General features: G+C 68.4%; 25 protein-coding genes. 14 read left to right on the top strand and 11 right to left on the bottom strand.

All coding sequences use genetic code 11. The annotated features are described in order from the left end of the window. Positions 1–54: 54 nt before the first annotated feature. The 3 genes from WT53_RS05225 (at position 55) to WT53_RS05215 (ending at position 1,839) form a co-directional block, all read left to right on the top strand. Positions 55–312 (top strand): pentapeptide MXKDX repeat protein, encoded by a 258-nt coding sequence (locus WT53_RS05225; protein ID WP_034206862.1) that lies wholly within the window; start codon positions 55–57, stop codon positions 310–312. A 76-nt stretch (positions 313–388) separates the two neighbouring features. Continuing rightward, positions 389–1,021: a cytochrome b/b6 domain-containing protein gene (locus WT53_RS05220; protein WP_060258756.1), complete on the top strand. Its 633-nt coding sequence runs from the start codon at positions 389–391 to the stop codon at positions 1,019–1,021. A 29-nt stretch (positions 1,022–1,050) separates the two neighbouring features. After that, positions 1,051–1,839, top strand: a complete 789-nt coding sequence (locus WT53_RS05215) for a molybdopterin-dependent oxidoreductase (protein WP_034206863.1) — start codon at positions 1,051–1,053, stop codon at positions 1,837–1,839. A gap of 37 nt (positions 1,840–1,876) precedes the next feature. Here WT53_RS05215 and WT53_RS05210 read toward each other — a convergent pair whose 3' ends face one another. Together WT53_RS05210 and WT53_RS05205 are read right to left on the bottom strand one after the other, a co-directional pair. Beyond that, positions 1,877–2,158, bottom strand: coding sequence for a helix-turn-helix domain-containing protein (locus WT53_RS05210; protein WP_034206864.1), 282 nt, complete (start codon positions 2,156–2,158; stop codon positions 1,877–1,879). Next, on the bottom strand, positions 2,155–2,508 hold the full coding sequence (locus WT53_RS05205) for a type II toxin-antitoxin system RelE/ParE family toxin (RefSeq protein ID WP_059782568.1): 354 nt from the start codon (positions 2,506–2,508) through the stop codon (positions 2,155–2,157). Before WT53_RS05205 ends, WT53_RS05210 begins: the two co-directional genes overlap by 4 nt. A gap of 481 nt (positions 2,509–2,989) precedes the next feature. Here WT53_RS05205 and WT53_RS05200 point away from each other — a divergent pair, with 481 nt between their 5' ends. Then, entirely contained in the window at positions 2,990–4,171 is a 1,182-nt protein-coding gene (locus WT53_RS05200) for an EamA family transporter (protein ID WP_059782759.1), read from the top strand. A 21-nt stretch (positions 4,172–4,192) separates the two neighbouring features. Here WT53_RS05200 and WT53_RS05195 read toward each other — a convergent pair whose 3' ends face one another. The 7 genes from WT53_RS05195 to WT53_RS05165 form a co-directional block, all read right to left on the bottom strand. Next, the gene (locus WT53_RS05195; RefSeq protein ID WP_060258752.1) at positions 4,193–5,392 is read right to left on the bottom strand and encodes an MFS transporter; all 1,200 of its coding nucleotides are present in this window, start codon (positions 5,390–5,392) and stop codon (positions 4,193–4,195) included. Positions 5,393–5,723: 331 nt separating this feature from the next. Further along, positions 5,724–6,548, bottom strand: coding sequence for a phosphodiesterase (locus WT53_RS05190; protein WP_060258749.1), 825 nt, complete (start codon positions 6,546–6,548; stop codon positions 5,724–5,726). A gap of 84 nt (positions 6,549–6,632) precedes the next feature. After that, on the bottom strand, positions 6,633–7,664 hold the full coding sequence (locus WT53_RS05185; RefSeq protein ID WP_034206868.1) for an ABC transporter ATP-binding protein: 1,032 nt from the start codon (positions 7,662–7,664) through the stop codon (positions 6,633–6,635). Between the two features lie 12 nt (positions 7,665–7,676). Then, complete coding sequence (locus WT53_RS05180) at positions 7,677–8,579, bottom strand: ABC transporter permease (protein ID WP_060258745.1); 903 nt, start codon at positions 8,577–8,579, stop codon at positions 7,677–7,679. 10 nt (positions 8,580–8,589) lie between these two features. After that, the gene (locus tag WT53_RS05175; RefSeq protein ID WP_060258741.1) at positions 8,590–9,414 is read right to left on the bottom strand and encodes an ABC transporter permease; all 825 of its coding nucleotides are present in this window, start codon (positions 9,412–9,414) and stop codon (positions 8,590–8,592) included. A 17-nt stretch (positions 9,415–9,431) separates the two neighbouring features. Then, positions 9,432–10,460 (bottom strand): ABC transporter substrate-binding protein, encoded by a 1,029-nt coding sequence (locus WT53_RS05170; RefSeq protein WP_034206871.1) that lies wholly within the window; start codon positions 10,458–10,460, stop codon positions 9,432–9,434. Between the two features lie 71 nt (positions 10,461–10,531). Beyond that, positions 10,532–11,557 (bottom strand): substrate-binding domain-containing protein, encoded by a 1,026-nt coding sequence (locus WT53_RS05165; RefSeq protein ID WP_060258737.1) that lies wholly within the window; start codon positions 11,555–11,557, stop codon positions 10,532–10,534. 865 nt (positions 11,558–12,422) lie between these two features. Between WT53_RS05165 and WT53_RS05160 the strand changes: the two genes are divergently transcribed. The 5 genes from WT53_RS05160 (at position 12,423) to lpdA (ending at position 18,445) form a co-directional block, all read left to right on the top strand. Next, on the top strand, positions 12,423–13,049 hold the full coding sequence (locus tag WT53_RS05160; protein ID WP_060258734.1) for a flavin reductase family protein: 627 nt from the start codon (positions 12,423–12,425) through the stop codon (positions 13,047–13,049). Positions 13,050–13,458: 409 nt separating this feature from the next. Then, a complete protein-coding gene (locus WT53_RS05155; RefSeq protein WP_060258731.1) occupies positions 13,459–14,691 on the top strand; it encodes a 3-methyl-2-oxobutanoate dehydrogenase (2-methylpropanoyl-transferring) subunit alpha in 1,233 nt (410 codons plus the stop codon). A gap of 2 nt (positions 14,692–14,693) precedes the next feature. Beyond that, positions 14,694–15,734 (top strand): alpha-ketoacid dehydrogenase subunit beta, encoded by a 1,041-nt coding sequence (locus WT53_RS05150; RefSeq protein ID WP_034206903.1) that lies wholly within the window; start codon positions 14,694–14,696, stop codon positions 15,732–15,734. 1 nt (position 15,735) lies between these two features. Further along, a complete protein-coding gene (locus WT53_RS05145; protein WP_059824128.1) occupies positions 15,736–17,049 on the top strand; it encodes a dihydrolipoamide acetyltransferase family protein in 1,314 nt (437 codons plus the stop codon). A gap of 4 nt (positions 17,050–17,053) precedes the next feature. Then, positions 17,054–18,445, top strand: coding sequence for a dihydrolipoyl dehydrogenase (gene lpdA / locus WT53_RS05140; RefSeq protein WP_060258727.1), 1,392 nt, complete (start codon positions 17,054–17,056; stop codon positions 18,443–18,445). A gap of 125 nt (positions 18,446–18,570) precedes the next feature. Here the strand turns inward: lpdA and WT53_RS05135 are convergent, their stop codons facing one another. Further along, positions 18,571–19,545, bottom strand: a complete 975-nt coding sequence (locus tag WT53_RS05135) for an alpha/beta hydrolase (RefSeq protein WP_059824125.1) — start codon at positions 19,543–19,545, stop codon at positions 18,571–18,573. 134 nt (positions 19,546–19,679) lie between these two features. On the opposite strand from WT53_RS05135, the gene WT53_RS05130 reads away from it, so the two are divergent. Further along, the gene (locus tag WT53_RS05130; protein WP_060258724.1) at positions 19,680–20,696 is read left to right on the top strand and encodes an AraC family transcriptional regulator; all 1,017 of its coding nucleotides are present in this window, start codon (positions 19,680–19,682) and stop codon (positions 20,694–20,696) included. A 186-nt stretch (positions 20,697–20,882) separates the two neighbouring features. After that, the gene (locus WT53_RS05125) at positions 20,883–21,512 is read left to right on the top strand and encodes an NAD(P)H-binding protein (RefSeq protein ID WP_059782762.1); all 630 of its coding nucleotides are present in this window, start codon (positions 20,883–20,885) and stop codon (positions 21,510–21,512) included. A 27-nt stretch (positions 21,513–21,539) separates the two neighbouring features. Here WT53_RS05125 and WT53_RS05120 read toward each other — a convergent pair whose 3' ends face one another. After that, positions 21,540–22,457 (bottom strand): LysR family transcriptional regulator, encoded by a 918-nt coding sequence (locus WT53_RS05120; protein ID WP_059782590.1) that lies wholly within the window; start codon positions 22,455–22,457, stop codon positions 21,540–21,542. Positions 22,458–22,585: 128 nt separating this feature from the next. On the opposite strand from WT53_RS05120, the gene speB reads away from it, so the two are divergent. The 3 genes from speB to WT53_RS05105 all read left to right on the top strand — a co-directional run bounded on the left by speB (position 22,586) and on the right by WT53_RS05105 (position 25,975). Further along, the gene (gene speB, locus WT53_RS05115) at positions 22,586–23,554 is read left to right on the top strand and encodes an agmatinase (RefSeq protein ID WP_059782591.1); all 969 of its coding nucleotides are present in this window, start codon (positions 22,586–22,588) and stop codon (positions 23,552–23,554) included. After that, positions 23,547–24,011: a GNAT family N-acetyltransferase gene (locus WT53_RS05110; protein WP_060258721.1), complete on the top strand. Its 465-nt coding sequence runs from the start codon at positions 23,547–23,549 to the stop codon at positions 24,009–24,011. Before speB ends, WT53_RS05110 begins: the two co-directional genes overlap by 8 nt. Positions 24,012–24,544: 533 nt before the next feature. Further along, positions 24,545–25,975, top strand: coding sequence for a cytosine permease (locus WT53_RS05105; RefSeq protein WP_034206909.1), 1,431 nt, complete (start codon positions 24,545–24,547; stop codon positions 25,973–25,975). Positions 25,976–26,009 lie beyond the last annotated feature (34 nt).

The following is a 26,009-nucleotide window of genomic DNA, read 5'->3' as shown; positions in this document are numbered from 1 at the left end:
CCGGCGGCGTCCTCCGTCTATTCGGCTCCCAAACCCATGTATCGGAGAGATGTCATGAAAAACGTATTCCTCGCCGCCTGTGTCGCCGCACTTGCCACGATCGCAACGGGCGCTCACGCGCAGAACGACGCAATGTCGAAGGACGGCATGTCGATGTCGAAGGACGCGATGGGCCACGACGCGATGGCGAAGGACGGCGCGATGAAGAAGGACGGCATGAAGAAGCATGCGATGAAGAAGGACGCGATGGGCCACGACGCGATGAAAAAGGACGACGCGATGAAGAAAGACGCGATGAGCCCGTCGAACTGACGAACGCGTGCGGGGCGCGACCGGCCGGTTGCCGGCGCGCACCGCGTCCCGCCGCTTCATCCCGGGAGTCATCATCATGCAAACGGTTCCTGTCACGGATCGCGCGGGCGTGCCGCCGCCCGCGCCGACGATCCATCCGCGCTGGGTGCGCGCGAGCCACTGGCTCAACGCGCTCGCGGCGATCCTCATGGTGTTGTCCGGCTGGCGCATCTACGACGCGTCGCCGATCTATCCGTCGTTCACGTTCGCGCACGGCATCACGCTCGGCGGCTGGCTCGGCGGCGCGCTGCAATGGCATTTCGCGGCGATGTGGCTGCTGGTCGGCAACGGGCTGTTCTACCTCGCGATGTCGATCGCGACGGGGCGCTTCGCGCGCAAGTTGCTGCCGGTCACGCCTGCGTCGGTGTGGCGCGACGTGCGCGCCGCGCTCGGCGGCCGGCTGTCGCACGACGACTTGAGCGTCTACAACGCGGTGCAGCGTGCCGCGTACCTGATCGCGATCGTCGATCTCGTCGTATTGGTGCTGTCGGGCCTCACGATCTGGAAATCCGTGCAGTTTCCGCTGCTGCGCGAGCTGTTCGGCGGTTACGACGCTGCGCGCGTCGTGCACTTCTGGGCGATGTCGCTGCTCGTCGCATTCGTCGTCGTTCACGTCGCGATGGCGTTGCTGGTGCCGCGCTCGCTGCTCGCGATGCTGCGCGGCCGCTGACCCGCGCGTCGCGGGCGAAGGAAATCATCATGTCGGAATCCGAAAAAAACCGCGGCGAGCCGCGCTGGACGCTCGATCGGCAGTCGCTCGAACTCGACGTGCGCCGCACGCTCGAGATGCCGTCGCGACGGCTCTTCAACCGGCGCGTGCTGACGCTCGGCGGCCTCGCGATGCTGACCGGCTGCACGTTGCAGGACGACGCGTCGGTCAACACGTTCCTCGAGAAAGTGTCGCGCATGAACGATCGCGTGCAGGCATGGCTGTTCAGCCCCGACCGGCTCGCGCCGACCTACACCGAAGCCGACATCACGCGGCCGTTCCCGTTCAATGCGTACTACGGGATCGACGACGTGCCGCACGTCGACGCATCGACGTATCGGCTCGTGCTGTCCGGCCGCGTGACGGGCAAGCGCGTGTGGACGCTCGACGAGCTTCGGGCGCTGCCGCACGCGGAACAGATCACGCGGCATATCTGCGTGGAAGGGTGGAGTGCGATCGGCCGCTGGGGCGGCACGCCGTTCGGCGCGTTTCTCGCACGCGCGGGTGCCGATACCGGTGCGAAATACGTCGGCTTCAAATGTGCCGACGATTACTACGAAAGCATCGACATGCCGACCGCGCTGCATCCGCAGACGCTGCTCGCGTTCGACTACGACGGCCGCCGTCTGCCGCCGGAATACGGTTTCCCGATGAAGCTGCGGATGCCGACCAAGCTCGGCTACAAAAACCCGAAGCACATCATGGAAATCTTCGTGACCGATACGTTTCCGGGCGGCTACTGGGTCGATCAAGGGTACAACTGGTTCGGCGGCTCGTGACCGGCGCATGCGCGCCGCAATGCATCGCGCATGGGCGTCATGCGGATTCCCGCACCTGAAGCTCGACGTGCAGGCCGGCCGCCGCCGCCATGTTGACGAGCGCGTCGAGTGCGAACAGGTTGATCTTGCCGCGCATCAGGTCGGACACGCGCGGCTGCGTGACGCCCAGCAGTTTCGCGGCCTGCGCCTGGCTCAGTTCAAGCTGCGCCAGGCGTTGCTTGAGCGCGATCATCAGTTCGGACCGCAGCTTCATGTTCTCGGCCTCGGCCGGCTGTTCCTCGATCGCGTCCCAGATGCTCTTGTAGCGTTCGTTGGTCATCGTTTCCACTCCGTCAACAGGGCGCGATAGCGCCGGGCGGCCAGTTCGATATCGGCCTTGCACGTGCGTGCCGATTGCTTCCGGAAGCAGTGCAGCACATAGACCGCGTCGGCAAACGTCGCGACGTAGACGATCCGGAACGCGCCGCTCGCGTCGCGCAGGCGAATCTCCCGTACGCCGACGCCGATGGTGCGCATCGGTTTCCAGTCGTCGGGCGCCAGGCCGCGCTGCACCTGATCGATTTGATGACCGGCTTCGCGTCGTACGGCAGGTGGGAAATCGCGAAGCGCGTCGAGGGCGCTGCCGATGAAAACGACCGGCTTCGGCGGGAGAATGGCAAGATTATACAAAATTTTGTATGAGCGTGAAGGTGCAGTTCGAACGGAGCGTGCGGCGCGCAGCACGCGTCGCCCCGTCACGATAAGGGCGAAACGGCGACGGCCATGCACAACTGGCCGTTCGGCCGACGGCTCGCGCGCGATGGGCCGAATGCGGCACGGGCGGCAATGTCGAGCCCCATTTTCCAGCCGCCGCTTTCCTCCGGCGTCGCGCGAAAAATGTCGCGCCGAAACATCAGTCGATATGCTTTCAGACAGGTCCGACGATGCTTTCGAATCCTTGATGCCATAATGCCGAGCGTGTGCACCGGATACGGTTGCGCACGTTTTTTTTGCCTTTTGCCGCCGCTCGCCGGTTCTCTTTCGTCGCCGTTCGCACTGCCATGTCGTTCCGCACGTTCGCTCTGCCTTCCCGGTCCCGCGTGGATCGTTTGCCGGCATCGCCGGCGTCTTTCAGCGGGGCACGCGGCGTGACGTGCGGGCGGGCCGCACGATGACGCCGCTCGACCGCCTCCTCGATTTCCTCGCCCGCTTTTCGTTCCGGATCCGCCTGCCGCAAAGCCGCGGCGGCCGTGTGGCGCTCGCGCTCGTCTTCATCTATTTCGTCTGGGGCTCGACCTACAGCGGGTTGCATTTCGCGCTGCAATCGTTCCCGCCGCTGTTGCTGTCGGGGCTGCGCAACCTGCTCGGCGGGGTCGGCCTGTTCATCTTCGCGCTGCGGCGCAAGCCCGAATGGCCGACGCTGCTGGAAATCCGCAACGCGGCGATCGTCGGCACGATGCTCGTCGCGTTGTCGTCCGGCACGATCGCGCTCGGCATGCGCACGGTCAGCAGCGGTTCGGCCGCGGTGATGGTGGCCACGGTGCCGTTGTTCGCGACCGTGATCGCGGCGGTCGCCGGGCGGCCGGTGACGAAGGGCGAATGGGCGGCCGTCGCGCTGGGGATGGTCGGCATCGTCGTGCTGAATTCGGGCGGCGCGGCCGCCGCGAACTCGGCGCTCGGCACGATCTGCGTGCTGGCCGGCGCATTGTTCTGGGCAGGCGGCGCGCATCTCGCGACGCGGCTCAAGCTGCCGTCCGACCTGTTTCTGTCGACGTCGCTGCAGATCGGCCTCGGCGGGCTGATGTCGACGATCGTCGCGTGGCTGCTCGGCGAACGCGTCGAACAGCTGGCCGTCGGGTCCGTGTTCGCGTTCGTGTACCTGATGGTGTTCTGCACGATGGCCGCGTACGTCGCGTACGGCTATCTGATTCGCCACACGAGCCCGATCATCGCGAGCAGTTGCATGTACGTGAATCCGATCGTCGCGGTCGCGCTCGGTGCGTTGCTGCTGGGCGAACCGGTGACGATGGCGACCGTGGTCGCGACCGTCGCGATCCTCGGCAGCGTCGGGTTGTCGTTCGTGTTCGATCCGGCGCGCCGGCCCGCGGCGGCGGCCACGGCCACCGGTTCGCCGGCCGTCGCGGCCGAGCAGGCCGGTGCGGCGGACGCTTCTGCCGTCGCCGAGCCGATCGCCACGCCGGATGCGGCGCCCATCCTCGCGCCTTCCGCTGTCCCGCTCGCGGTGCCGGCGCCCGCGGCGGTGATGGATCCCGGCGCAGTGATCGACCCGGCCCCGGCGTTCGCGCCGCCGCCCGCCGCCGCCGAGCCGGCCGCCTCGCGCACCGACGCGTGACGCCGCGGTGGCCGGCCGCGCTCAGCCGCGCCGGCCGCCGCGATGGTGGGACCAGCCGGCGAGCGCGGTAAACAGCAGGCCGGCCGCGCACATGCCGGTCCAGCCGAACGCGCGCCATGCGGCGACGCCGGCCGACGAGCCGAGCGCGCCGCCGATGAAATAGCACACCATGTACACCGTGTTGACGCGGCTGCGCGCGTCGGGCTTCAACGCATAGATGCGCGACTGGTTCGAGATCTGCGCGGCCTGTACGCCCACGTCGAGCACGACCACGCCGATCACGAGCCCGACGAGGCTCGACCCCGACAGCGCGAAGATCACGAACGACAGCGCGAGCAGCGCGATCGCGAGCGAGATGATCGCCCGCGGGCCGCGCGTGTCCGCGAAGCGGCCCGCATACGGCGCGGCGAGGGCGCCCGCGGCGCCGACGATCCCGAACAGGCCGGCCGCCTGCGGGCCGAGATGGAACGGCGCGCCGGCGAGCAGCAGCGTGAGCACCGGCCAGAACGCGCTGAACGCCGCGAACAGCGCGGCGCCCGTCAGCGACGCCTCGCGCAGCCCGCGCAGTTCGACGGCCAGGTGCCACATCGAGCCGAGCAGCTTGCCGTACGACAGCGTCGACGTCGGCGAGCTGCGCGGCAGCCGCAACACGATCACGACGGCGAGTGCGACGAGCGCCGCGACCGATGCGGCGAACACCGCACGCCAGCCGAAATACTCGGCGACGAAGCCGGCGGCGGTCCGCGCGAGCAGGATGCCGAGCAGCAGGCCGCTCATCACGGTGCCGACCGCGTGGCCGCGTTCGGCCGGCGGCGCGATTTCGGCGGCGAACGGCACGGCCTGCTGCGCGATGGTCGCGAGGATGCCGATCGCGAGGCTCGCGGCCGCGAGCACGGCCAGCGACGGCGCGGTGGCCGCCACGATCAGCGCGATCGACAGCCCCGCGATCTGCAGCAGGATCAGCCCGCGGCGATCGAAGCGGTCGCCGAGCGGCGCGAGCAGGAACATGCCGGCCGCATAGCCGAGCTGCGTCGCGGTCGGCACCGCGCCGATCCACGATGCGCCGTCCGGAAAGGTCGAGCGGAAGCTGTCGAGCAGCGGCTGGTTGTAGTAGATGTTCGCGACCGACACGCCCGCGATCGTCGCGAGCAGCAACAGCAGGCTGCGCGAGTAGTGGGGCGAGGCGGCGTCGGTCGGACGGTCGGTGGAGGCGGTGGACATGGCGGCAGGCACGGAGTGGGGCGGCGCGGCAGGCGGCGCACGCGTCGGGTGCGCAGGCGGGCCGGGCGCCGGTCGAGGTTGCCGATCATACCGGAGCGGCGTGAATCCTGCCGGCGGCGAACCGGCGAACCGGCGAACCGGCGAACCGGCGAACCGGCGAACCGGCGAACCGGCGAACCGGCAAATCGGCAAATCGGCAAATCGGCAAATCGGCACAACCGGCACAACCGGCACAACCGGCACAACCGGCACAACCGGCACAACCGGCACAACCGGCACAACCGGCACAACCGGCCGGCCGCCGCCGGTCACGGCACGCGCTTCACGTCGGTCAGTCGACCAGCTCGCCAGTCGGCTCATAGAACGGATACGGCCCCGCCCCTTCGTCCACGTAGACGTGATGCGACGTCATCCCCGTCTCGGGTGCATGACGATGGACCGCGAACGCCGGCGGTTCGAGCCGGAATGCGGACGGCGCATCGGCTCGCAGGTCGAAGGCGACCTGGTGCGCGGGCGACGGCACCGCGCACGCGAGCGTGCCGCCGAAGCGTGTGAACATCGTGCGGTGCACGTGGCCGCACAGCACGCGCTCGACGTTCGGATGACCGCGCAGCAGCGCATCGAGTTTCGCGGCGGCGGCGGGCGCGAGACGCAGCCTGTCCATGTGGCCGATGCCCGACGCGAACGGCGGGTGATGCAGCGCGACGATCACCGGCCGGTCGCGCGCGGCGTCGAGCTGCGCGGCGAGCCACGCGAGGCGCGCGTCGCACAGGTCGCCGTGGCTCGCGCCCGGCACTTGCGAATCGAGCGCGAGCACGCGCACCGCGCCGACGTCGAGCGCGTACTGCACGAATTCGCCGTCCTGCAGCTCGGCGCGATCGGCGAACGCGCGGCGCAATCCGGCGCGGTCGTCGTGATTGCCGATCATCAGGTAGTACGGAATCTCGAGCGCCGCGAGCAGCCCGCGCAGATTGCCGTACTCCTCGTCGTGGCCGAAGTCGGTCAGGTCGCCGGTGACGAGCACGGCGTCGGGGCGCGGCACGAGCGCGTTCAGCTTCGCGATGCAGCGGGCGAGCGCGGCCGCCGTATTGACGCGCCGGTACGCGAGCTGGCCCGGGCGCTTGATGTGGAGATCGCTGATTTGAGCAAGCAGCATCGTCGTTCCTCGGAATTGTCTGGTTGTCGTCCCGGCGGCGTGCGCCGCCGTGGGGTGTTGCGTGAATGATGCCCGATCGAAGGCTTACGCGCCGAGCGCGATCAGGCCTTCCGGCGCGATCGTGAGGCCGACCGCCGTACCGCGTGCGAGCGCGATGCGGCCCGGTACGTCGATCACGAGCGCGTCGGGCGCCGCATGCTCGATCGTGAGCCGCGTGCGCTCGCCGAGGAACGCGCACGCGCCCACCGCGCCGCGCAGCGGCGCATGCGCGGGATCGACGAGCTGCGCATCCTCGGGGCGGAAGAACCATTCGTCGGCCGCATGCGGCGTGACGATCGCACCGCCCGTCGTTGCGAGCGCGCCGTCGCGCCACTGGCCCGCCAGCCGGTTCAGCGTGCCGATGAACTGCGCGACCGTCCGGTTCGCGGGGTGATAGTAGATCTCGCGCGGCGTGCCGATCTGCTCGATGCGGCCCGCGCCCATCACGACGATCCGGTCGCCGAGCTCCATCGCCTCGGCCTGGTCGTGCGTCACGTAGACGGTCGTCACGCCGAGCGCGCGCAGCAGCGTGTTCATGTCGCGGCGCAGCACGTCGCGCAGCTTCGCGTCGAGCGCGGTCAGCGGTTCGTCGAGCAGCAGCACGCGCGGACGCACCGCGAGCGCGCGCGCCAGCGCGACGCGCTGACGCTGGCCGCCCGACAGTTGATCGACCGGTTTGTCCGCATGCGCGTCGAGCCGCATCATCGCGAGCAGTTCGTCGACGCGTTCGCGCAACGCGCGCGGTTCGGTCTTGCGGATCTTCAGCCCGTAGCCGACGTTGCCGCGCACCGTCAGGTTCGGAAACAGCGCGTAGTTCTGGAACACCATGCCGACCTGCCGGCGCTCGATCGGCAGCAAGGTGACGTCGTCGTCGCCGAATGCGATCTTGCCGCCGGCGTCCGGCGTGTCGAGACCCGCGATCAGGCGCAGCGTGGTCGTCTTGCCGCAGCCCGACGGCCCGAGCAGCACGAGCGTTTCGCCGGCGCCGATCGACAGGTCGAGCGGTTCGAGCACGCGGGTGCCGCGGAACGTCTTCGCGCAGCCGGTCAAGGTGATGGGAGTGGAATCGAGTTTCATGTCTGCAAGAAATCAGCGCGGGCGCTTCTTCGGCGCGCGCGTACCGGACGGATCGACGCCGAGCCACTGCATCGCGACGAGCAGCGGCAGCGTCATCAGCAGGAACACGATCGTGTATGCGCTGCCGACTTCGAGGCGCAGCGACGCATACGTATCGGCGAGCCCGACCGGCAGCGTCTTGGTGTCGGGCGTGTGCAGCATCCACGTGAGATTGAATTCGCCGATCGACAGCGTGAGCACCGCGAGCGCGCCGGCGACGATCCCGGGCCGCAGGTTCGGCAGCACGATCGTGACGAAACGCGTGACGAACGACGCGCCGAGGCTCGCCGCGCCTTCCTCGAGCGTGCGCAGGTCGGCGCCGGCCGCGACGGCCGCCACCGCGCGCACCATGAACGGCAGCGTGAACACGACGTGGCCGACGACGATGAACCACAGGCTCATCCGGAATGCGGTGAAGCCGCCGTACACGACCAGCAGCGCGAGCGCCGAAGCCAGCCCCGGCAGCGCGACCGGCAGCACGAGCGCTTCCTCGATCGCACGCGCGATACGGCTCTTGCTGCGCGCGAGCGCATAGCCGGCCGGCACGCCGACGACGAGCACGATCGCGAGCGTCGCGAACGCGACGTAGAGCGACAGCGCGACCGAGCCGTGATACTGCTGCCACACTTGTTCGAGCCAGCGCAGCGTGAGGCCGCTCGACAGGCCGCGGAAATAGTTGACGGTGAGGCCCGCGAGCACCGACATCACGACGGGCACGATCAGGAACGCGCACAGCAGCAGCGTGACGCCCCATTGCAGCGTGGCGATCGCACGCGCGCCGGCGACGCGCGGCGCATGCCGCGCGGCGCGCTTCGTCTGCAAGGGGGCCGGGGCGGGGGCCGGCGACGGCGCGGAAGAACCGGAAAGCGATTGCATGCGGGAATCCTCAGGCCGCCGCGGCGGCGGTGTGGCCGGTGAAGCGGCGCGCGAGCGCGAGCACGGCCCAGGTGACGATGCCGAGCACAATCGACAGGCCGGCCGCCGTCGCGATGTTCGCGTTCAGCGTGAATTCGGTATAGATCGTCATCGGCAGCACGTTCAGATTGGTGGCGAGCGTGAACGCGGTGCCGAACGCGCCCATCGCGGTCGCGAAGCAGATCGCGCCGGCCGCGATCAGCCCCGGCGCGAGCGCGGGCAGCACGATGTCGACGAAGATGCGCCACGGCGACGCGCCGAGCGAACGCGCGGCTTCCTCGAGCGACCCGTCGAGCTTCGACGCGGCCGCGATCACGGTGACGATCACGCGCGGAATCGAGAAGTACAGGTAGCCGACGAACAGGCCCGCCACCGAATAGGCGAACACCCACTTGTCGCCGACGAGCTTCGCCGACAGCATGCCGATCAGCCCCTGGCGCCCCGCGAGCATGATCACCATGAAGCCGACGACGACGCCCGGGAACGCGAGCGGAAACGTGAGCAACGCGAGCAGCACGCGCTTGCCGGCAAATTCGCGGCGCGCGAGCAGCAGGCCGGAAACGGTCGACAGCGCGAGCGTCGCGAGCGTGACGCCCGCGGACAGCGCAACCGTCTCGCCGAGGCTCTTCATGTAACGCGCGTTGCCGAGCAGCGCCGCGTAGTGCGAGAAGAAGGCGCCGTCGGCGGACACCTGCACGAGCGCAGCCATCGGCAGCAGCCAGAACGCGGCGAATACCGCCAGCGCCGGCGCGACGAGCGCGACGCGCCAGCGCAGCGGGAAAGTCAGGTCGAGCATGACGTGGGACCGGCCGCTTACTGCATCACCTGCAGGTACTGCTGGCCGAACGCCTGCTGGCCGGCCGCCATCTTGCCGAAATCGACCGACTTCGCCCGCGCGTATTCGCTCGCCGGCAGGAACTTCGCGGCGACGTCGGCGCCGAGCGCCTGCGCGCGCACCGGGCGCAGATATGCGTTGGCCCACAGCTTCTGGCCTTCGTCGGACAACACGAAGTCGAGCACCTTCTTGCCGTTCGCGTCGTGCGGCGCGCCCTTCACGAGGCTCATCACGTACGGCACCGCGATCGTGCCTTCCTTCGGGATCACGAACTCGACGTTCGCGTTGTCCTTGTATTTCGCGCGATACGCATCGAAGTCGTAGTCGAGCAGGATCGGAATCTCGCCGGACAGCACGCGTGCATACGCGGTCTGCTTCGGTACGATCGGCGCGTTCGCCTTCAGCTTGCGGAACCAGTCGAGGCCCGGTTTGAAGTTGTCGAGGCTGCCGCCGAGCGCCTGGTTGACGGCGACCGCGCCCGCGTAACCGACGAACGCGCTCGACGGATCGAGATAGCCGACCATGCCCTTGTATTCGGGCTTCAGCAGATCGGCCCACGAACGCGGCACCGGCTTGCCGTCGAGCGCGTCCTTGTTCACGAAGAAGCCGAGCGTGCCCGAGTGGATCGCGAACCAGTAGCCTTGCGGGTCCTTCAGGTTCGCGGGGATGTCGTTCCAGTGTGCGGGCTTGTACGGCGCGATCACGCCCTTGTCCTTCGCCTGGAACGCCGACGACACGCCGAGGTAGACGACGTCGGCGACCGGGCTCTTTTGCTCGGCGATCAACTGCGCGATCGACTGGCCCGAGTTCTTGTTGTCGAACGGCACGCGGATGCCGGTCTTCTGCTTGATCGCGGCGATCTGCGCGGCCCAGTCGGCCCATTCGGGCGGGCAGTTGTAACAGATCGCCGTTTCGTCGGCGTGGGCCGCGGGGGCGCCGGCGACGAGCGCGGCGCAGGCGAGCGGCGCGGCGAGCGCGCGCAGCAGCGAGGTCAGGCGAAAGGACACGGTGAGTCTCCGGGCGAGTGGGTGTGGCGCTGGGGTGGTGTGGTATCGGTGTGCGTGGACGGGGCCTGCGGTCACGCCTTGCGCAAGTGCAGCTCGGCGGCCGGCGGCGCAATCGTCGCGCCGTCGCGCACCGCATGCGACAGGATCATCGACGTGCGGTCGATCGCTGCGCCGCCGATGGATTCGACGAGACGCTGCCAGGCGTGGCGGCCGATGTCGCGGTTCGGCGTCGCGACGCTCGCGAGCGGCGGCGCGAGCAACTCGCCGATCGCGATCCCGTCGAAGCCGAGCACCGACAGGTCGTCGGGAATCGAGAAACCCGCGCGACGCAGGCCGCGCATCACGACCATCGCGAGCAGGTCGTTGCTGCAGAAGAGGGCGGTCGGGCGCGTGGCGTGCGCGGTGAGGTGCGCGAGCACCGCATCGGGCAGCTCGGGCGCGTTGAAGTCGACTTCGACGGGCGGCAACGGCGCCACGCCGATTTCCTCGAGTGCCTGCGCGTAACCGAGATGACGCTGGCGCGCGCGATCCGACGCCGCGAGCGAACCGGCCAGCATCAGCACGCGGCGATGACCGTGCGCGGTCAGCATCTTCACGCCGTCGTAGGCGGCGCGGCGGTTGTCGACCGACACCGACGGACGGCGCTGCGTGTCGTTGTGCATCAGCACGTAGTGCGGGCCGTCGCGGTCGAGCATGTCGAGCAGCGGGTGCGTATCCGCATCGGCGACGGTGAGGATCAACCCTTCGACGCGCTGCTCGCGCAGCGTCTCGATCGCATGACGTTCGCGTGCCGCGTCGTATTCGGTCGTCATCAGGATCAGCTTGAAGCCGGCCGCGGTCGCGAGCGCATCGATGCCTTGCAGGCAGTCGGCGAACACCGGGTTCGACAGCGTCGGCACGACGACGCCGACGAGCCGCGTGCGCTCGCCGCGCAGTTGCCGGCCGAGCGGGCTCGGGCGGAACTGCAGCGTGTCGATGGCGGTGCGGATCGTCTGCAGCGTGGCGGGGCTGACCGTGTGCGGCGCGTTGATCGCACGCGAAACGGTGGCGATCGAGAAGCCCGCGAGGGCGGCGACGTCCTTGATGGTCGAGGTCATGAAGTCATGCGATGTAAACGTTTTCGGCCGGGGAATTATCGAAAACGTTTGTGACTTCGCGATGACGCATGCGACGCTTGTTTCGCGATGAGCACGATACAAACGTCAGACGGTTCAGGCCGTCCGACACGCGCGGTCGATTGTATCGGCCGAAGGTGCGGCGCGGGACGAAATCGTTGGCCGTGCGGTATCGGTGTCGTATCGGTGCCGAATGCGCGGGAGGAAACGGTGCGACGATGGCCGGTGTCGCGATGCGGCGCGACGGAATGAGGGAACGCATGCGCCAAGCAATGGTAGAATCGCGTCCGCCCTCTTGCCGGGGTGATGAAATTGGTAAACATAGCGGACTTAAACGATTGAGTGCCCGGCCGGAAACGGTCGGTGCAGAACCCTTCAAATTCGGCGAAACCCCTGATGTGCGCATCGAGGCAACGCCGAGCCAAGCCTCGCGGCACGCGCGAGGAAGGTGTAGAGACTAGACGGGGGGCACCTAAGGCGCACGGGCAGCGGTCACGCCCGCGCGCGACGGTGAAGGCATAGTCCAGCGCACGAACGGTTCGCGCACGCGACGCCGGCTTCGAAAGAAGCAGTGTGACGAAAATCCGCCGCCTTAATTGGCTTGCCGGTTCAAGTCCGGTCCCCGGCACCATCGATCGCCCAACGCGATTCGATTCGATGAAGGTGTATAAAACCCGCGAGAAATGCAGCGCTCGCGGGTTTTTTGTTTGGTGCGGATGCTTGTAGGCGGCACGTGCGTGCGGCTCGCGCTGCGCGCCAATGCGACGAAAGCGCCGCCATGTGATACTTGGCACGCGCGTCTTACCGACGCATTCCAACGCAGTTCGCCTCTTGCAAGCCTCTCGTCATGACCGACTCGACCCATCACTATTACGAGCCGTCGCAAGGCCACGGCCTGCCGCACGATCCGTTGAACGCGATCGTGGGCCCGCGCCCGATCGGCTGGATCTCATCCCGCGGCAGCGACGGCACGCTCAATCTCGCGCCGTACAGCTTCTTCAACGCGTTCAACTATCGCCCGCCGATCATCGGCTTTTCGAGCACCGCCGCGAAGGACAGCGTGCGCAACGTGCAGGAGACCGGTGAGTTCGTGTGGAATCTCGCGACACGCGATCTCGCCGAGCAGATGAACCAGACCTGCGCCGCCGTGCCGTACGACGTGAACGAATTCGAACTGGGCGGCTTGACCGCGGTGCCGTCGCGCCTCGTCGACGTGCCGCGCGTCGCGGAAAGCGGCGTGAACTTCGAATGCAAGGTGACGGACGTGATCCGGCTGCGCGATCACCACGGCGTCGAGACGCCGGCCACGCTGGTGCTCGGCGAGGTCGTCGCCGTCCATATCCGCCATGACCTGCTGAAGGACGGCATTTTCGACACGTTCGGCGCGGGCATCATTCTTCGTGCGGGCGGCCCGTCGGCCTACGTGCACGTGACGCCCGACAGCCGCTTCGATCTGTTCCGTCCCGACGCGTGATCGATCGCGCATCGCAGTAAGCCGGCAACCGGGCGCGCAAGCGCCCGAACCCGACGAAAGACCCCGAGGAGATCCCAGGATTCCCCCCGGGGTCTTTTGCTTCGTACCCTCACATGATCGGGACGCGTCGATCCGTCGGCGACGCCCGATCGTCGCCCGCTCGACGACCCTGCACCGCAGCAAACCCGTGCTGCGCCGACTCCGCCGGCCGCACCTCACGCGCCGCGGCGATCCGTCATGGCAAATCTGCTCACCGCGAACGAGCGGCTTGGGCATCGACGCCCGCCGCCGCAAGGCATAGATTTCCAAGGTTGACGTGCTTATCCGCGCGTCAGCTCGCGCGCAGGCCGGCAACCGGCCCGCGCGTTCCCAAACAGCGTGAGACACAATCGAGCGTGGAGACGACACGATGAGCCTGTCAGAGCCATTGCGTCTGCATGTGCCGGAGCCCACCGGGCGCCCGGGCTGCAAGACGGATTTTTCCTATCTGCATCTATCGCCGGCCGGCGCCGTCCGCCGCCCGCCGATCGACGTTGCCGCGGCGGACACCGCCGATCTCGCCCGCAGCCTCGTGCGCGTGCTCGACGACAGCGGCAGGGCCGTCGGCCCGTGGGCGCCCGATCTCGACGATGCGCGCCTGATCGCCGGGCTGCGCGCGATGCTCAAGACCCGCATTTTCGACGCGCGCATGATGATCGCGCAGCGCCAGAAGAAAATCTCCTTCTACATGTTGAGCCTCGGCGAAGAGGCGATCGGCACCGCGCACGCGATGGCGCTGCGCGACGGCGACATGTGCTTTCCGACCTACCGGCAACAGAGCATCCTGATCGCACGCGACGTGCCGCTCGAGCGCATGATCTGCCAGTTGATGTCGAACGAAGGCGATCCGCTGAAGGGCCGCCAGCTCCCGGTGATGTACTCGGATCGCGAGGCCGGCTTCTTCTCCATTTCCGGCAACCTCGCGACGCAGTTCATCCAGGCGGTCGGCTGGGCGATGGCGTCGGCGATCAAGGGCGACACGAAGATCGCGTCCGCGTGGATCGGCGACGGCGCGACGGCCGAAGCCGATTTCCATACGGCGCTCACGTTCGCGCACGTGTACCGCGCGCCGGTCGTATTGAACGTGGTCAACAACCAGTGGGCGATCTCGACGTTCCAGGCGATCGCGGGCGGCGAGGGCACGACCTTCGCCGGGCGCGGCGTCGGCTGCGGGATCGCGTCGCTGCGCGTGGACGGCAACGACTTCCTCGCGATCTACGCGGCATCGAGCTGGGCGGCCGAACGCGCGCGCCGCAATCTCGGCCCGACGCTGATCGAGTGGGTGACCTACCGCGCGGGCGCGCATTCGACGTCGGACGATCCGACCAAGTACCGGCCGAGCGACGACTGGTCCCATTTCCCGCTCGGCGATCCGATCGAGCGTTTCAAGCGCCACCTGATCGTGAAGGGCATCTGGTCGGACAGCGCGCAAGACGCGTTGACGGCCGAGCTCGAGGCCGAGGTGATCGCCGCGCAGAAGGAAGCGGAGAAGTACGGGACGCTGGCCGACGACCGGATTCCGTCGCCGGCGTCAATGTTCGACGACGTGTACAAGGAGCTGCCCGCGCACCTGCGCCGTCAGCGCCAGGAACTGGGAGCGTGATCATGGCGCAACACGAGACAGGGACGGCGACGCAGCCGATGACGATGATCCAGGCGCTGCGCTCCGCGATGGACGTGATGCTCGGGCGCGACGGCGACGTGGTCGTGTTCGGGCAGGACGTCGGCTATTTCGGCGGCGTGTTCCGCTGTACCGAAGGACTGCAGAACAAATACGGCAAGTCGCGCGTGTTCGATGCGCCGATCTCGGAAGGCGGGATCGTCGGCGCGGCGGTGGGGATGGGTGCGTACGGGTTGCGGCCGGTCTGCGAGATCCAGTTCGCCGACTATTTCTACCCGGCCTCCGACCAGATCGTGTCGGAAGGCGCGCGGCTACGCTATCGCTCGGCCGGCCAGTTCACCGCGCCGATGACGATCCGGATGCCGTGCGGCGGCGGCATCTACGGCGGGCAGACGCACAGTCAGAGCCCGGAGGCGATGTTCACGCAGGTGTGCGGGTTGCGCACGGTGATGCCGTCGAATCCGTACGACGCGAAAGGGTTGCTGATCGCGTCGATCGAGAACGACGATCCGGTGATCTTCCTCGAGCCGAAGCGGCTGTACAACGGGCCGTTCGACGGCCATCACGAGCGGCCCGTCACGTCGTGGCTCAAGCATCCGGCGAGCGCGGTGCCCGAGGGCTACTACACGGTGCCGCTCGATACGGCCGCCGTCGTGCGGCCCGGCAGCGACGTGACGGTGCTGACGTACGGCACGACGGTGCACGTGTCGCTCGCCGCGGCCGAGGAGACGGGCATCGACGCGGAAGTGATCGACCTGCGCACGCTGTGGCCGCTCGATCTCGACACGGTCGTCGCGTCGGTGCGCAAGACCGGGCGCTGCGTCGTGGTGCACGAGGCGACGCGCACCTGCGGCTATGGCGCGGAGCTCGTGGCGTTGGTCCAGGAGCACTGCTTCTACCACCTCGAAGCGCCGGTCGAGCGCACGACGGGCTGGGACACGCCATATCCGCATGCGCAGGAGTGGGCGTACTTTCCGGGCCCGGCCCGGGTCGGTGAAGCGTTGCGACGCGTGATGGAGGCGTGAGATGGGGATTCATGTCATCAAGATGCCGGATATCGGCGAAGGGATCGCCGAGGTCGAGCTGGTGGCCTGGCATGTGGAAGTCGGGCAGACGATCAAGGAAGACCAGCCGCTCGCCGACGTGATGACCGACAAGGCGGCGGTCGAGATTCCGTCGCCGGTGGCGGGCAAGGTGATCGAGCTGGGCGGCCGGATCGGCGAGATGATGGCGGTCGGCAGCGAGCTGATACGGCTGGAAGTCGAAGGCGACGGCAACCTGAAGGCCGCGGCGCCGGTGCGGGAAACGAAGGTGGAAACCGCACCGGTCTCGGCGGCGGCGCCGTCGAAGCCGGCGGCCGACGCGCCGGCCGAGCCGCCTGCGCAGCCCGCGGCGCCGCGCGCACCGACGAAACCGCACCGCGACGAACCGGTTGCGCCGCCGCGCGCGGCGCTCGCGCCCGGCGAACGGCCGCTCGCGTCGCCGGCCGTGCGTCAGCGCGCGTGGGACATGGGCATCGAGCTGCGCTACGTGCGCGGCACCGGCGAAGCCGGGCGGATCCTGCATGCGGATCTCGACGCGTATGCGCGCACCGGCGGCAGCCCGGCGCACGGGTCGCAACCGCGCGGCTACGACGAACGCCACGACGAAACCGAAGTGCCGGTGATCGGTTTGCGGCGGGCGATCGCGCGCAAGATGCAGGAGGCGAAGCGCCGCATCCCGCATTTCAGCTACGTCGAGGAGATCGACGTCACCGAGCTCGAATCGTTGCGCACGGAACTGAACCGCCGCCACGGCGACACGCGCGGCAAGCTCACGCCGCTGCCGCTGCTGATCCGCGCGATGGTGATCGCGCTGCGCGACTTCCCGCAGATCAACGCGCGTTTCGACGACGAAGCGGGCGTCGTCACGCGCTACGGCGCGGTGCACATGGGCGTCGCGACGCAGACGGACGGCGGCCTCACGGTGCCCGTGCTGCGGCATGCGGAAGCGCGCGACGTGTGGTCGATCTCGGCGGAAATCGCGCGGCTTGCCGATGCGGTGCGCGCGAACCGCGCGCAGCGCGACGAGCTGAGCGGGTCGACGATCACGATCTCGAGCCTCGGCGCGCTCGGCGGCATCGTATCGACGCCGGTGATCAATCATCCGGAAGTCGGCATCGTCGGCGTGAACCGGATCGTCGAGCGGCCGATGATCCGCGACGGCGCGGTCGTCGCGCGCAAGATGATGAACCTGTCGTCGTCGTTCGACCATCGCGTCGTCGACGGCGCGGACGCGGCCGAATTCATCCAGGCCGTGCGCGCGGTGCTCGAGCGCCCGGCGCTGCTGTTCGTGGAGTGAGCCGATGAAGAACGAACACACCACACTGCTCGTCGTCGGCGGCGGCCCGGGCGGCTACGTCGCCGCGATCCGCGCCGGCCAGCTCGGCATTCCGACGGTACTCGTCGAACGCGAGCGGCTCGGCGGCACCTGCCTGAACATCGGCTGCATTCCGTCGAAGGCGTTGATCCACGTGGCCGACGCGTTCGAACAGGCGTGCGGTCATGCCGGCGAGGGCGCGCTCGGGATCCGAGTGCGCACGCCCGAGATCGACATCGCGAAAAGCGTCGCGTGGAAGGACGGCATCGTCGACCGGCTGACGCGCGGCGTCGGCGCGCTGCTCAAGAAGAACGGCGTGCGCGTGCTGCACGGCGAAGCGCGCGTGATCGACGGCAAGACCGTCGAAGTCGTCGGCGGCGGCCATGCGGTGCGGATCGGTTGCGAACACCTGCTGCTCGCGACCGGGTCCGAGCCGGTCGAACTGCCGTCGATGCCGTTCGGCGGGCATGTCGTGTCGTCCACCGAGGCGCTGTCGCCCGCGACGCTGCCGAAGCGGCTGGTCGTCGTCGGGGCCGGCTATATCGGGCTCGAACTCGGGATCGTCTATCGCAAGCTCGGCGTCGACGTCAGCGTCGTCGAAGCGGCCGAGCGCGTGCTGCCTGCGTACGATGCCGAACTCGTGCGGCCGGTTGCCGATTCGCTCGCGCGCCTCGGCGTGCGGCTGCGGCTCGGCCACAAGGTGCTCGGGCTGGACGCGCACGGCGCGGTGCGCGTGCAGGCGGCCGACGGCGCCGAGCACACGCTGCCGGCCGATCGCGTGCTGGTTGCCGTCGGCCGGCGGCCGCGCGTCGACGGGTTCGGGCTCGAGTCGCTGCTGCTCGATCGCAACGGGCGCGCGTTGCGGATCGACGACGCGTGCCGGACCTCGATGCGCAACGTCTGGGCGATCGGCGACGTCGCGGGCGAACCGATGCTCGCGCATCGCGCGATGGCGCAAGGCGAGATGGTGGCCGAGCTGATCGCCGGCCGGCGTCGCCGGTTCACGCCCGCGTCGATTCCGGCCGTGTGCTTCACCGATCCCGAGATCGTGACGGCCGGCTGGTCGCCGGACGACGCGCACGCGGCCGGCGTCGACTGCCTGAGCGCATCGTTCCCGTTCACGGCGAACGGGCGCGCGATGACGTTGCAGGCGACCGACGGGTTCGTGCGCGTCGTCGCGCGGCGCGACGATCACGTGATCGTCGGCTGGCAGGCGGTCGGGCGCGGGGTGTCGGAGCTGGCCGCGGCGTTCTCGCAGTCGCTGGAGATGGGCGCGCGGCTCGAAGACATCGGCGGCACGATTCACGCGCATCCGACGCTCGGCGAGGCGCTTCAGGAAGCGGCGCTGCGTGCGCTCGGGCACGCGCTGCACGTGTGACGCGCTCGCCGGACGCGCGCGCCGCAGCGCCGCGCGCGCATCGGCGTGCGTCGGGCGGCGGGCGTGCGCGGCCGGCCGCCGTGCCGGAACCGCTCCGAAACGGCTGGCCGCGTATGCGCCGGGTATCAGGCAAGCGCGCCCGGACCGGCGTGGCGCGTCGTCACGTCACGATAGAACGCGTCGATCGCTTCGACCATCTGCGACAATCCCGGCTGCTCGAGCGGATAGTGACCGGCGTTCTCCAGCATCTCGACCTTGACCGGCACGTGGCGAACTCGCGCGAGGAACGGCTCGCTCAGATGCAGCGGCGTCCAGCGATCCGCGGCCGGTTGCGTGAGCAGGATCGGGCACACGGAGAAATCCTCCGGCTCGACCACCGGCCGGTACGACATGTAGGAATCGAGGAACGCCATCGTCATCGCGTTGCCGGCCGAGGTCCGGTCGGACATCCATACCTTCAGCGCGTCGTCGCGGTTCACGAGCGCATGCATCTTGCTCGCGAGCGACATCGGGATGCGCATGGCGCGCAGCGGCGTCTTCGCGGCGAAGTGCGTCATCGGGCCGCCGACGCGGCTCATGAACAGATTGCGCGCGGTTTCGTCGCGCACCTGCTGCAGGCGCTGGTCGAGAAAAGTCATGCCGACGATGCCGTCGACTTTCCCGTTCAGCGCGGCGACGTGGTACGTCAGCATGCCGCCCGCGCTCAACCCGTACAGCACGATCGGCCGATCGTCCTTCGCGCGCTCCGCGTCGATCAGGTCGCTGCCGGCGCGCACCCAGTCGTCGTAGCGCACCAGCGCGCCGCGCGCCACTTCGGTCATCCCGTATTCGGGCATGTCGACCGCGATCGTCTCGTAGCCGCGGCGTGCCAGTTGCTCGCCGACGATCATCGACATCTGCCGTCCGTTCGTGCCGACGCCATGGAACAGGATCGCCTTCACCTGCGCGCGGGGATTGCGATACGTATCGAGATGGAGGCGATGGCCCCTCCAGCGCCACCATTGCTCGTCGGGGTGGCGATCGGCCGCCCACTGGAAGTCGGGCGGCAGGAACGCCTGCATGGCGCGCCAGACGGGCTGATCTGCATAGGTCCTGGACATGGCATCGGACTCCGGTCGGTCGAGTGAAAGGGCGGTTGCGATGGAGCCATCATCGCGCGGCACGCGGCGCTCGCCCATGCTGGCGCGGGCCAACCGCTTTAGAATCGAGGCCAACACACGTCACGAGGCGCCCGATGAACGTCTGGAACTTTGTCCGCAGCCCGGCTTCCGTCCTGCTGATGATCGCGTTCGGGCGCGACCGCGGGATCGCGCCGGCCGCGCTGCTGAAGGGCTCGCAGCTCACGCTGAAGCAACTCGCCGATCCGGATTTCACGGTGCTGGCCGCGCAGGAACGGGCCGTCGCGTCGAACCTGCTCGCGCTGGCCGGCGACGAGCCGGGCGTGGGCTTGACGGTCGGCCTGTCGTACCAGCTTTCCGCCTACGGATTGCTCGGATACGGGCTGCTGAGCAGCGCGACCGGGATGGATGCGGTCGCGCTCGCGGGCCGGTATCTGGCTCTGACCTATACATTCGTCGGGATGACGTACCGTCGCGCGGGGCGGCACGGCACGATCGTGTTCGACGCGGCGCCGGAGTTGTCCGCGCCGCTGCAGCGCTTCTTCGTCGAGCGCGCGATGGGCGCCGCGTGCCGCGTGCTGCGCGACGTGATCGGCAGCGCGTTCACGCTCGCGACGTTCGACCTCGCGTACGACGCCGAACCCGGCGGCCGGCACGTGCTCGGCACGCCGGTCCGGTACCGGCGGCCAGCCAATGCGATCACGTTCGAGCATGCGCACCTCGAACGGCCGTTGCCGCAGGCCAATGCCGCGACGGCCGCGATGTGCGAGCGCATGTGCGCGGAGCTGATCGCGCGCCGGCGGACGCGGGTCGACCTCGTGTCGTTCCTGAACGAATACCTGTCCACGCGGCCGTTCGACCGGCCGCCGCAACTGAAGGACATCGCGACGCTGCTGAACACGAGCGAGCGCACGCTCAAGCGTCGGCTACGGGAGGAGGGTGCGTGTTTCCGCGACATCTCGAATGCGGTGCGCAAGGCGCGGGCGCAGACGCTGATTGCCGAAGGGCGACTGTCGATCAAGGAAATCGCGGACGAACTGGGGTTCAGCGACATCTCGTCGTTCTCGCAGGCGTACAAGCGGTGGACGGGCGTGGCGCCGAGCGTGTCGCGGCAGGCGGCGCTTGGTTCATAGCGGGGCGCGGGCGGGGCGGCGGTCGCGGTTGACCGTCCCGCGCGAACCGTTCATCGTGTCGCTATCCCGCCTGATTCATCGGCCGCGCACCGGCGGGTTCGCCGCGGTGCGGCATGGCGAAACGCTGCGCGCACGCGGCTTTTTCTGCCGATTGGCGCACACGTGCACCTCACGGAACGACCGGACATGAAACTGTTGCTCATCGGCGCGACCGGGCTCGTCGGGCGCCACGTCCTCGAAGTCGCGCTCGCCGACGCGCGGGTGGACCAGGTCGTCGTGCTCGCGCGCCGGCCGTTGTCGCCGCATCCGAAGATGCGCGCGCTGGAGGTCGACTTCGATCGACTGCCGGAGGCGGCCGACTGGTGGCGGGCCGATGCGGTGATCTGCACGCTCGGCACTACGATGCGCGTCGCGGGCTCGCAGGCCGCATTCCGCCGCGTCGATCACGACTATCCGCTCGCGGTCGCGCGGCTTGCGCACCGGCACGGCACGCCGACCTACGTGCTGAATTCCGCACTGGGCGCGGACGCCGCATCGCGCATCTTCTACAACCGCGTGAAGGGCGAGGTCGAACAGGCGCTCGCCGGCGTCGGGTTCGATTCGCTCACGTACGTGCGACCGGGCCTGATCGACGGCAGCCGCGACGAGTTCAGGTTCGTCGAGCGGCTGTTCGTGTTCGCGTTGGGCGCCGTCGGGCCGGTGCTGCCGGCCAAGTGGCGCGTGAATCCCGCGGCGCGGATTGCGCGCGCGATGCTCGACGCGGCGATCGACGCACGGCCGGGTGTGCAGGTCATCGCATCGGATCGGCTCGTCTGATGCGGCGCGGGCGACGCGCCCGCCCGGCTAACCATCTGCGTTCGCATCGAGCGCGCCGAACTGCTCGGCGAGCGCCGCCGTGAACGCATCCAGCGCTTCGCTGCCGTCGGAATTCCTCGGTGTCGCGAGCTGAAATTCGACCGCGTGGCTCAGCTTGCTCGCCAGCAGCCGGCGCATCTTCCCGGCGGCGACCCACGGCGCCGCGACGTGGTCGGGCAGGAAGCCGACATGCGCGCCCGACAGGATGAAGATCACGTCGGCGTCGACGTTTTCCGAAAACGCGGTCGGCTGCGTGTTGCGCAGCGCCGCCCCGGACGTGTTCGTCTTGTAGAGCCGCGCGACGTTGCTCGCGCGGGCGATGTCGTTGACCGACACGGTTTTCTTCGCGAACAGCGGATGGCGGGCGCCGCAATGCAGCGACTGATGCTCGACGAACAGCGGCGCGTAGTGCAGGCCGGCCTGATGGCCGGAGAAATAGCCGATCGCGAGGTGCAGTTCGCCTTTCAGCAGTCGGCGTTCCAGCTCGTCGGGCGGCACCGCGATCATTTCGATCAGCACGTCCGGCGCGCGCTCGCGAAAGCGCCCGACGGCCGCCGCGATCGATTCGACGACGTCGGGCGAGAGCCGCTCGGACAGGCCGATGCGCAACTCGCCGAGCAACGTGCCCGATACGTGCTGCGTGTCGCGCGTGAACACGTCCATCGCGTGCAGGAGCCGGCGCGTCGACTGCAGCACGCGTTCGCCCTTCGGCGTCAGCCGGAAGCCGCTTTTACCGCGATCGCAGAGCCGGAACCCGAGCCGCGTCTCGAGCTTGGCCATCTGCGTGCTGATCGTGGACGGCGCCATGCCGAGCGTACCCTGCGCGGCGCTGAAGCCGCCGCTTTCGACGATCGTCAGAAAGAGCCGCAGCAACTGCACATCCATGTCTCTGAGTCGGGTCAGCATGGCGATACATCGTATTTTGTGAAGTCGGCTTATGTTAGTTCATATTTTTCGTTGCGTACGGGGGAGGCAGAATCGGCCACGAGGTCGCCAACCGCGCGACCGTGTCCCCTTCAGACAGGAATCCGACGATGAGCCAGAACGATTTCGCGTTCACGCGCGACAGCCTCTACGGCACCCGGGCCGAACCGAGTTTCGCGGGCGCGACGAGCTTCATGCGCCGGCGTTTCAGCCGCGATCTCGACGGCGTCGATCTCGCGATCACCGGCGTGCCGTTCGATTCCGCCGCATCGCACCGTCCCGGCACGCGGTTCGGCCCGCGCGGGTTGCGGATCGCGTCGACGGGCATCGCGTGGGAGCGCCCGTGGCCGTGGTCGTTCGATCCGTTCGACGTGCTGGCCGCGGTCGATTACGGTGATTGCGCGTTCGATCTCGGGCAGCCCGAATCGGTGCCGGGCGCGATCGAGCGGCATGCCGACGCGATTCTCGCGCGTGGCTGCGCGATGCTGACACTCGGCGGCGATCACTTCATCACGTATCCGCTGCTCAAGGCGCATGCGAAGGTGCACGGGCCGCTGTCGCTCGTGCATTTCGACGCGCACACCGACACGTGGCCCGACCGCGGCGTGAAGCGCATCGATCACGGGACGATGTTCTATCACGCGGCGCGGGAAGGGTGGGTCGTGCCCGAACGGTCGGCCCAGATCGGCATCCGCACGACCAACGACGAACCGATGGGGTTCGACATCCAGGATGCGCGCCACGTGCATGGGTCGACGCCCGCCGCGGTCGCCGCGCGCATTCGCGAGCGCGTCGGCGATCGTCCGGTGTACCTGACGTTCGACATCGACTGTCTCGATCCGGCGTTCGCGCCGGGCACCGGGACGCCGGTCTCGGGCGGCCTGTCGAGCCATCAGGCGTTCGAAATCCTGCGTCACCTCGACGGCATCGACCTGGTCGGTATGGACGTGGTCGAAGTGTCGCCGCCGTACGATCATGCGGAAATCACGTCGCTGGCCGGTGCGACGATCGCGCTGGAGCTGATCTGCCTGTATGCGTCGCGCCGGCGGCAGAAAAAGGACGCGTCGATCGATGGATGACCTCACCTGGCGCAAGGCCGTTCCCGGCGACGCCGCCGAATGCATCGCGCTGCGGGCACGCACCCGCGAGAACGCGTTCACCGAAGCGCAGTTGCGCGCGCTCGGCATCACCGTCGAAAGCTGGGACGACGGTATCCGCGACGGGCTGTTCTCGGGCCACGTGTGCTGCGCGCGCGGATGCATGGTCGGCTACTGCTTCGGCAACACCGTCTCGGGCGAGATCGTCGTGCTCGCGATGCTGCCCGAGTACGAAGGAGCGGGAATCGGCAAGCGGTTGCTGCGGCATGTGATCGACGATTTCGCGGCGAACGGCATCATGTCGCTGTTTCTCGGCTGCTCGACCGATCCCGCGTCGCGCGCGTACGGGTTTTATCGTCACCTCGGCTGGACGCCGACCGGCGAGCTGGACGACGCGGGGGACGAGATCCTCACGTTTCAGGTCGGGCAGCGCGGCTGATCGGACGCGTTGTTCGGATCTCGACGCTTCCCCTGTTCGGACAACTGCTTGGTCAGACCACGCAATCGGGTCATTGCCGCATGCGCGCGCCGACCGCGCGACGTCGTGGCGCTGCGTCGCCACGACGCCAACGCGTGGCGGCGCGCGCGACATCGACGCCGCACGACACCTGCCGAACCTCCTCCCGCCGGCGCCATGGCAGCCACGCCTGGCCGGCCACCCTGATCTAGCTTTCATTTTCCCGACGCCCGGCTTGTGGCAAAACCTGCGCAGGTAGACCGCGATTGCTCGGACAATTTCGAAAGTCGATCGATATCGGGTAATCACCGATATCTCGCAAGTTGTATATACAAGATCATCCGCTGGCAATGTCGGCACGCGTCGTGCCGCTTGCGCGCCAGCGGGCAGACCCTGCGTGCGTGGCGCATGCCGGCGATCCACGGCGCCCCGCATTCGACGAGCCGAAAGGGCGGCTCGCAGCTTCCCGTCTCGTTCAAACCATATGTGATCCTGAGTATTTTGGAGATTGACCCGTGTCAACGAATTCCAGTGGAAAAGCCGGCGGACTGATCGAGGTTCGCTCGATCGACTTCATTCCCGACGCCGAGCGCCACGGCGGCGTGCTGAGCCAGTTCACGCTGTGGCTGTCGGCGAACATGCAGATCACGGCCATCGTCACGGGCGCGCTCGCGGTCGTGCTCGGCGGCGACGTGTTCTGGTCGCTGGTCGCGCTGCTGCTCGGCCAGCTCGTCGGCGGCGCGGTGATGGCGCTGCACGGTGCGCAGGGGCCGCAGCTCGGTCTGCCGCAGATGATCTCGAGCCGCGTGCAGTTCGGCGTGTACGGCGCGATGATCCCGATCGTGCTGGTGTGCCTGATGTACATCGGCTTTTCCGCGAGCGGCTCGGTGCTGGCCGGGCAGGCCGTCGCGCAACTGCTGCACGTCGACGACGCGGCCGGCATCCTGCTGTTCGCGGCCGTGATCGTGGTGCTGACCGTGTTCGGCTATCGCGCGATCCATTTCGTCGGCCGGATCGCGAGCGTGGTCGGCATCGTCGCGTTCGTCTACATGTTCGCGCAATTGTTCGCGAACCACGACATCGGCGCGCTGCTCGCGAACCGGCATTTCTCGCTGCCGAGTTTCCTGCTCGCGATGTCGCTGTCAGCGTCGTGGCAGATCGCGTTCGGCCCGTACGTGGCCGACTATTCGCGCTATCTGCCGCGCTCGACGTCGTCGGTCGCGACGTTTCTCGCGGTCGGCCTCGGCTCGGTGATCGGCGCACAGGCGGCGATGGTGTTCGGCGTGTTCGCGGCCGCGCTCGCCGGCAGCCAGTTCGCGCACCATGAAGTGTCGTACATCGTCGGCCTGGGCTCGACGGGCGCCGTGGCCGCGCTGCTGTATCTCAGCATCGCGTTCGGCAAGGTGACGGTCACGGCGCTCAACGCGTACGGCAGCTTCATGTCGATGGCCACGATCGTCAGCGGTTTTCGCGGCAAGGGCGCGGTATCGTCGAAGAGCCGCCTCGTGTACATCTTCGGGATGATCTGCGTGTCGACGCTGATCGCGCTCGCGGGCCGTCATTCGTTCCTGAAGGAATTCACCGCGTTCATCCTGTTCCTGCTCGCGTTCTTCACGCCGTGGAGCGCAATCAACCTGGTCGACTACTACTGCTTCACGCGGTCGCGCTACGACGTGCCGGCGCTGTCCGATCCGGATGGCCGCTACGGCCGCTGGAACGCGATGGCCATCGCGATCTACGTGATCGGCATCCTGGTGCAGTTGCCGTTCATGTCAACGCACATCTACACGGGGCCGCTCGTCGATGCGCTCGGCGGCACCGACATCTCGTGGATCCTCGGCCTCGTCGTGCCGGCCGTGCTGTATTACGTCGGCGCCCGCGCGTCGCGACGCAGCATTCCCGAGCGACTGATCCTGCCGCTCGAACGCGGCGAAGTCCACCACTGACGACACGTCTCGCGCATCGGGCCGGCAAGCCGCC

It is taken from the genome of Burkholderia sp. MSMB2157WGS, assembly GCF_001532755.1.
In the GTDB taxonomy this organism is placed as follows: Bacteria; Pseudomonadota; Gammaproteobacteria; order Burkholderiales; family Burkholderiaceae; genus Burkholderia.
This window is presented reverse-complemented; position numbering and strand designations above follow the sequence as displayed.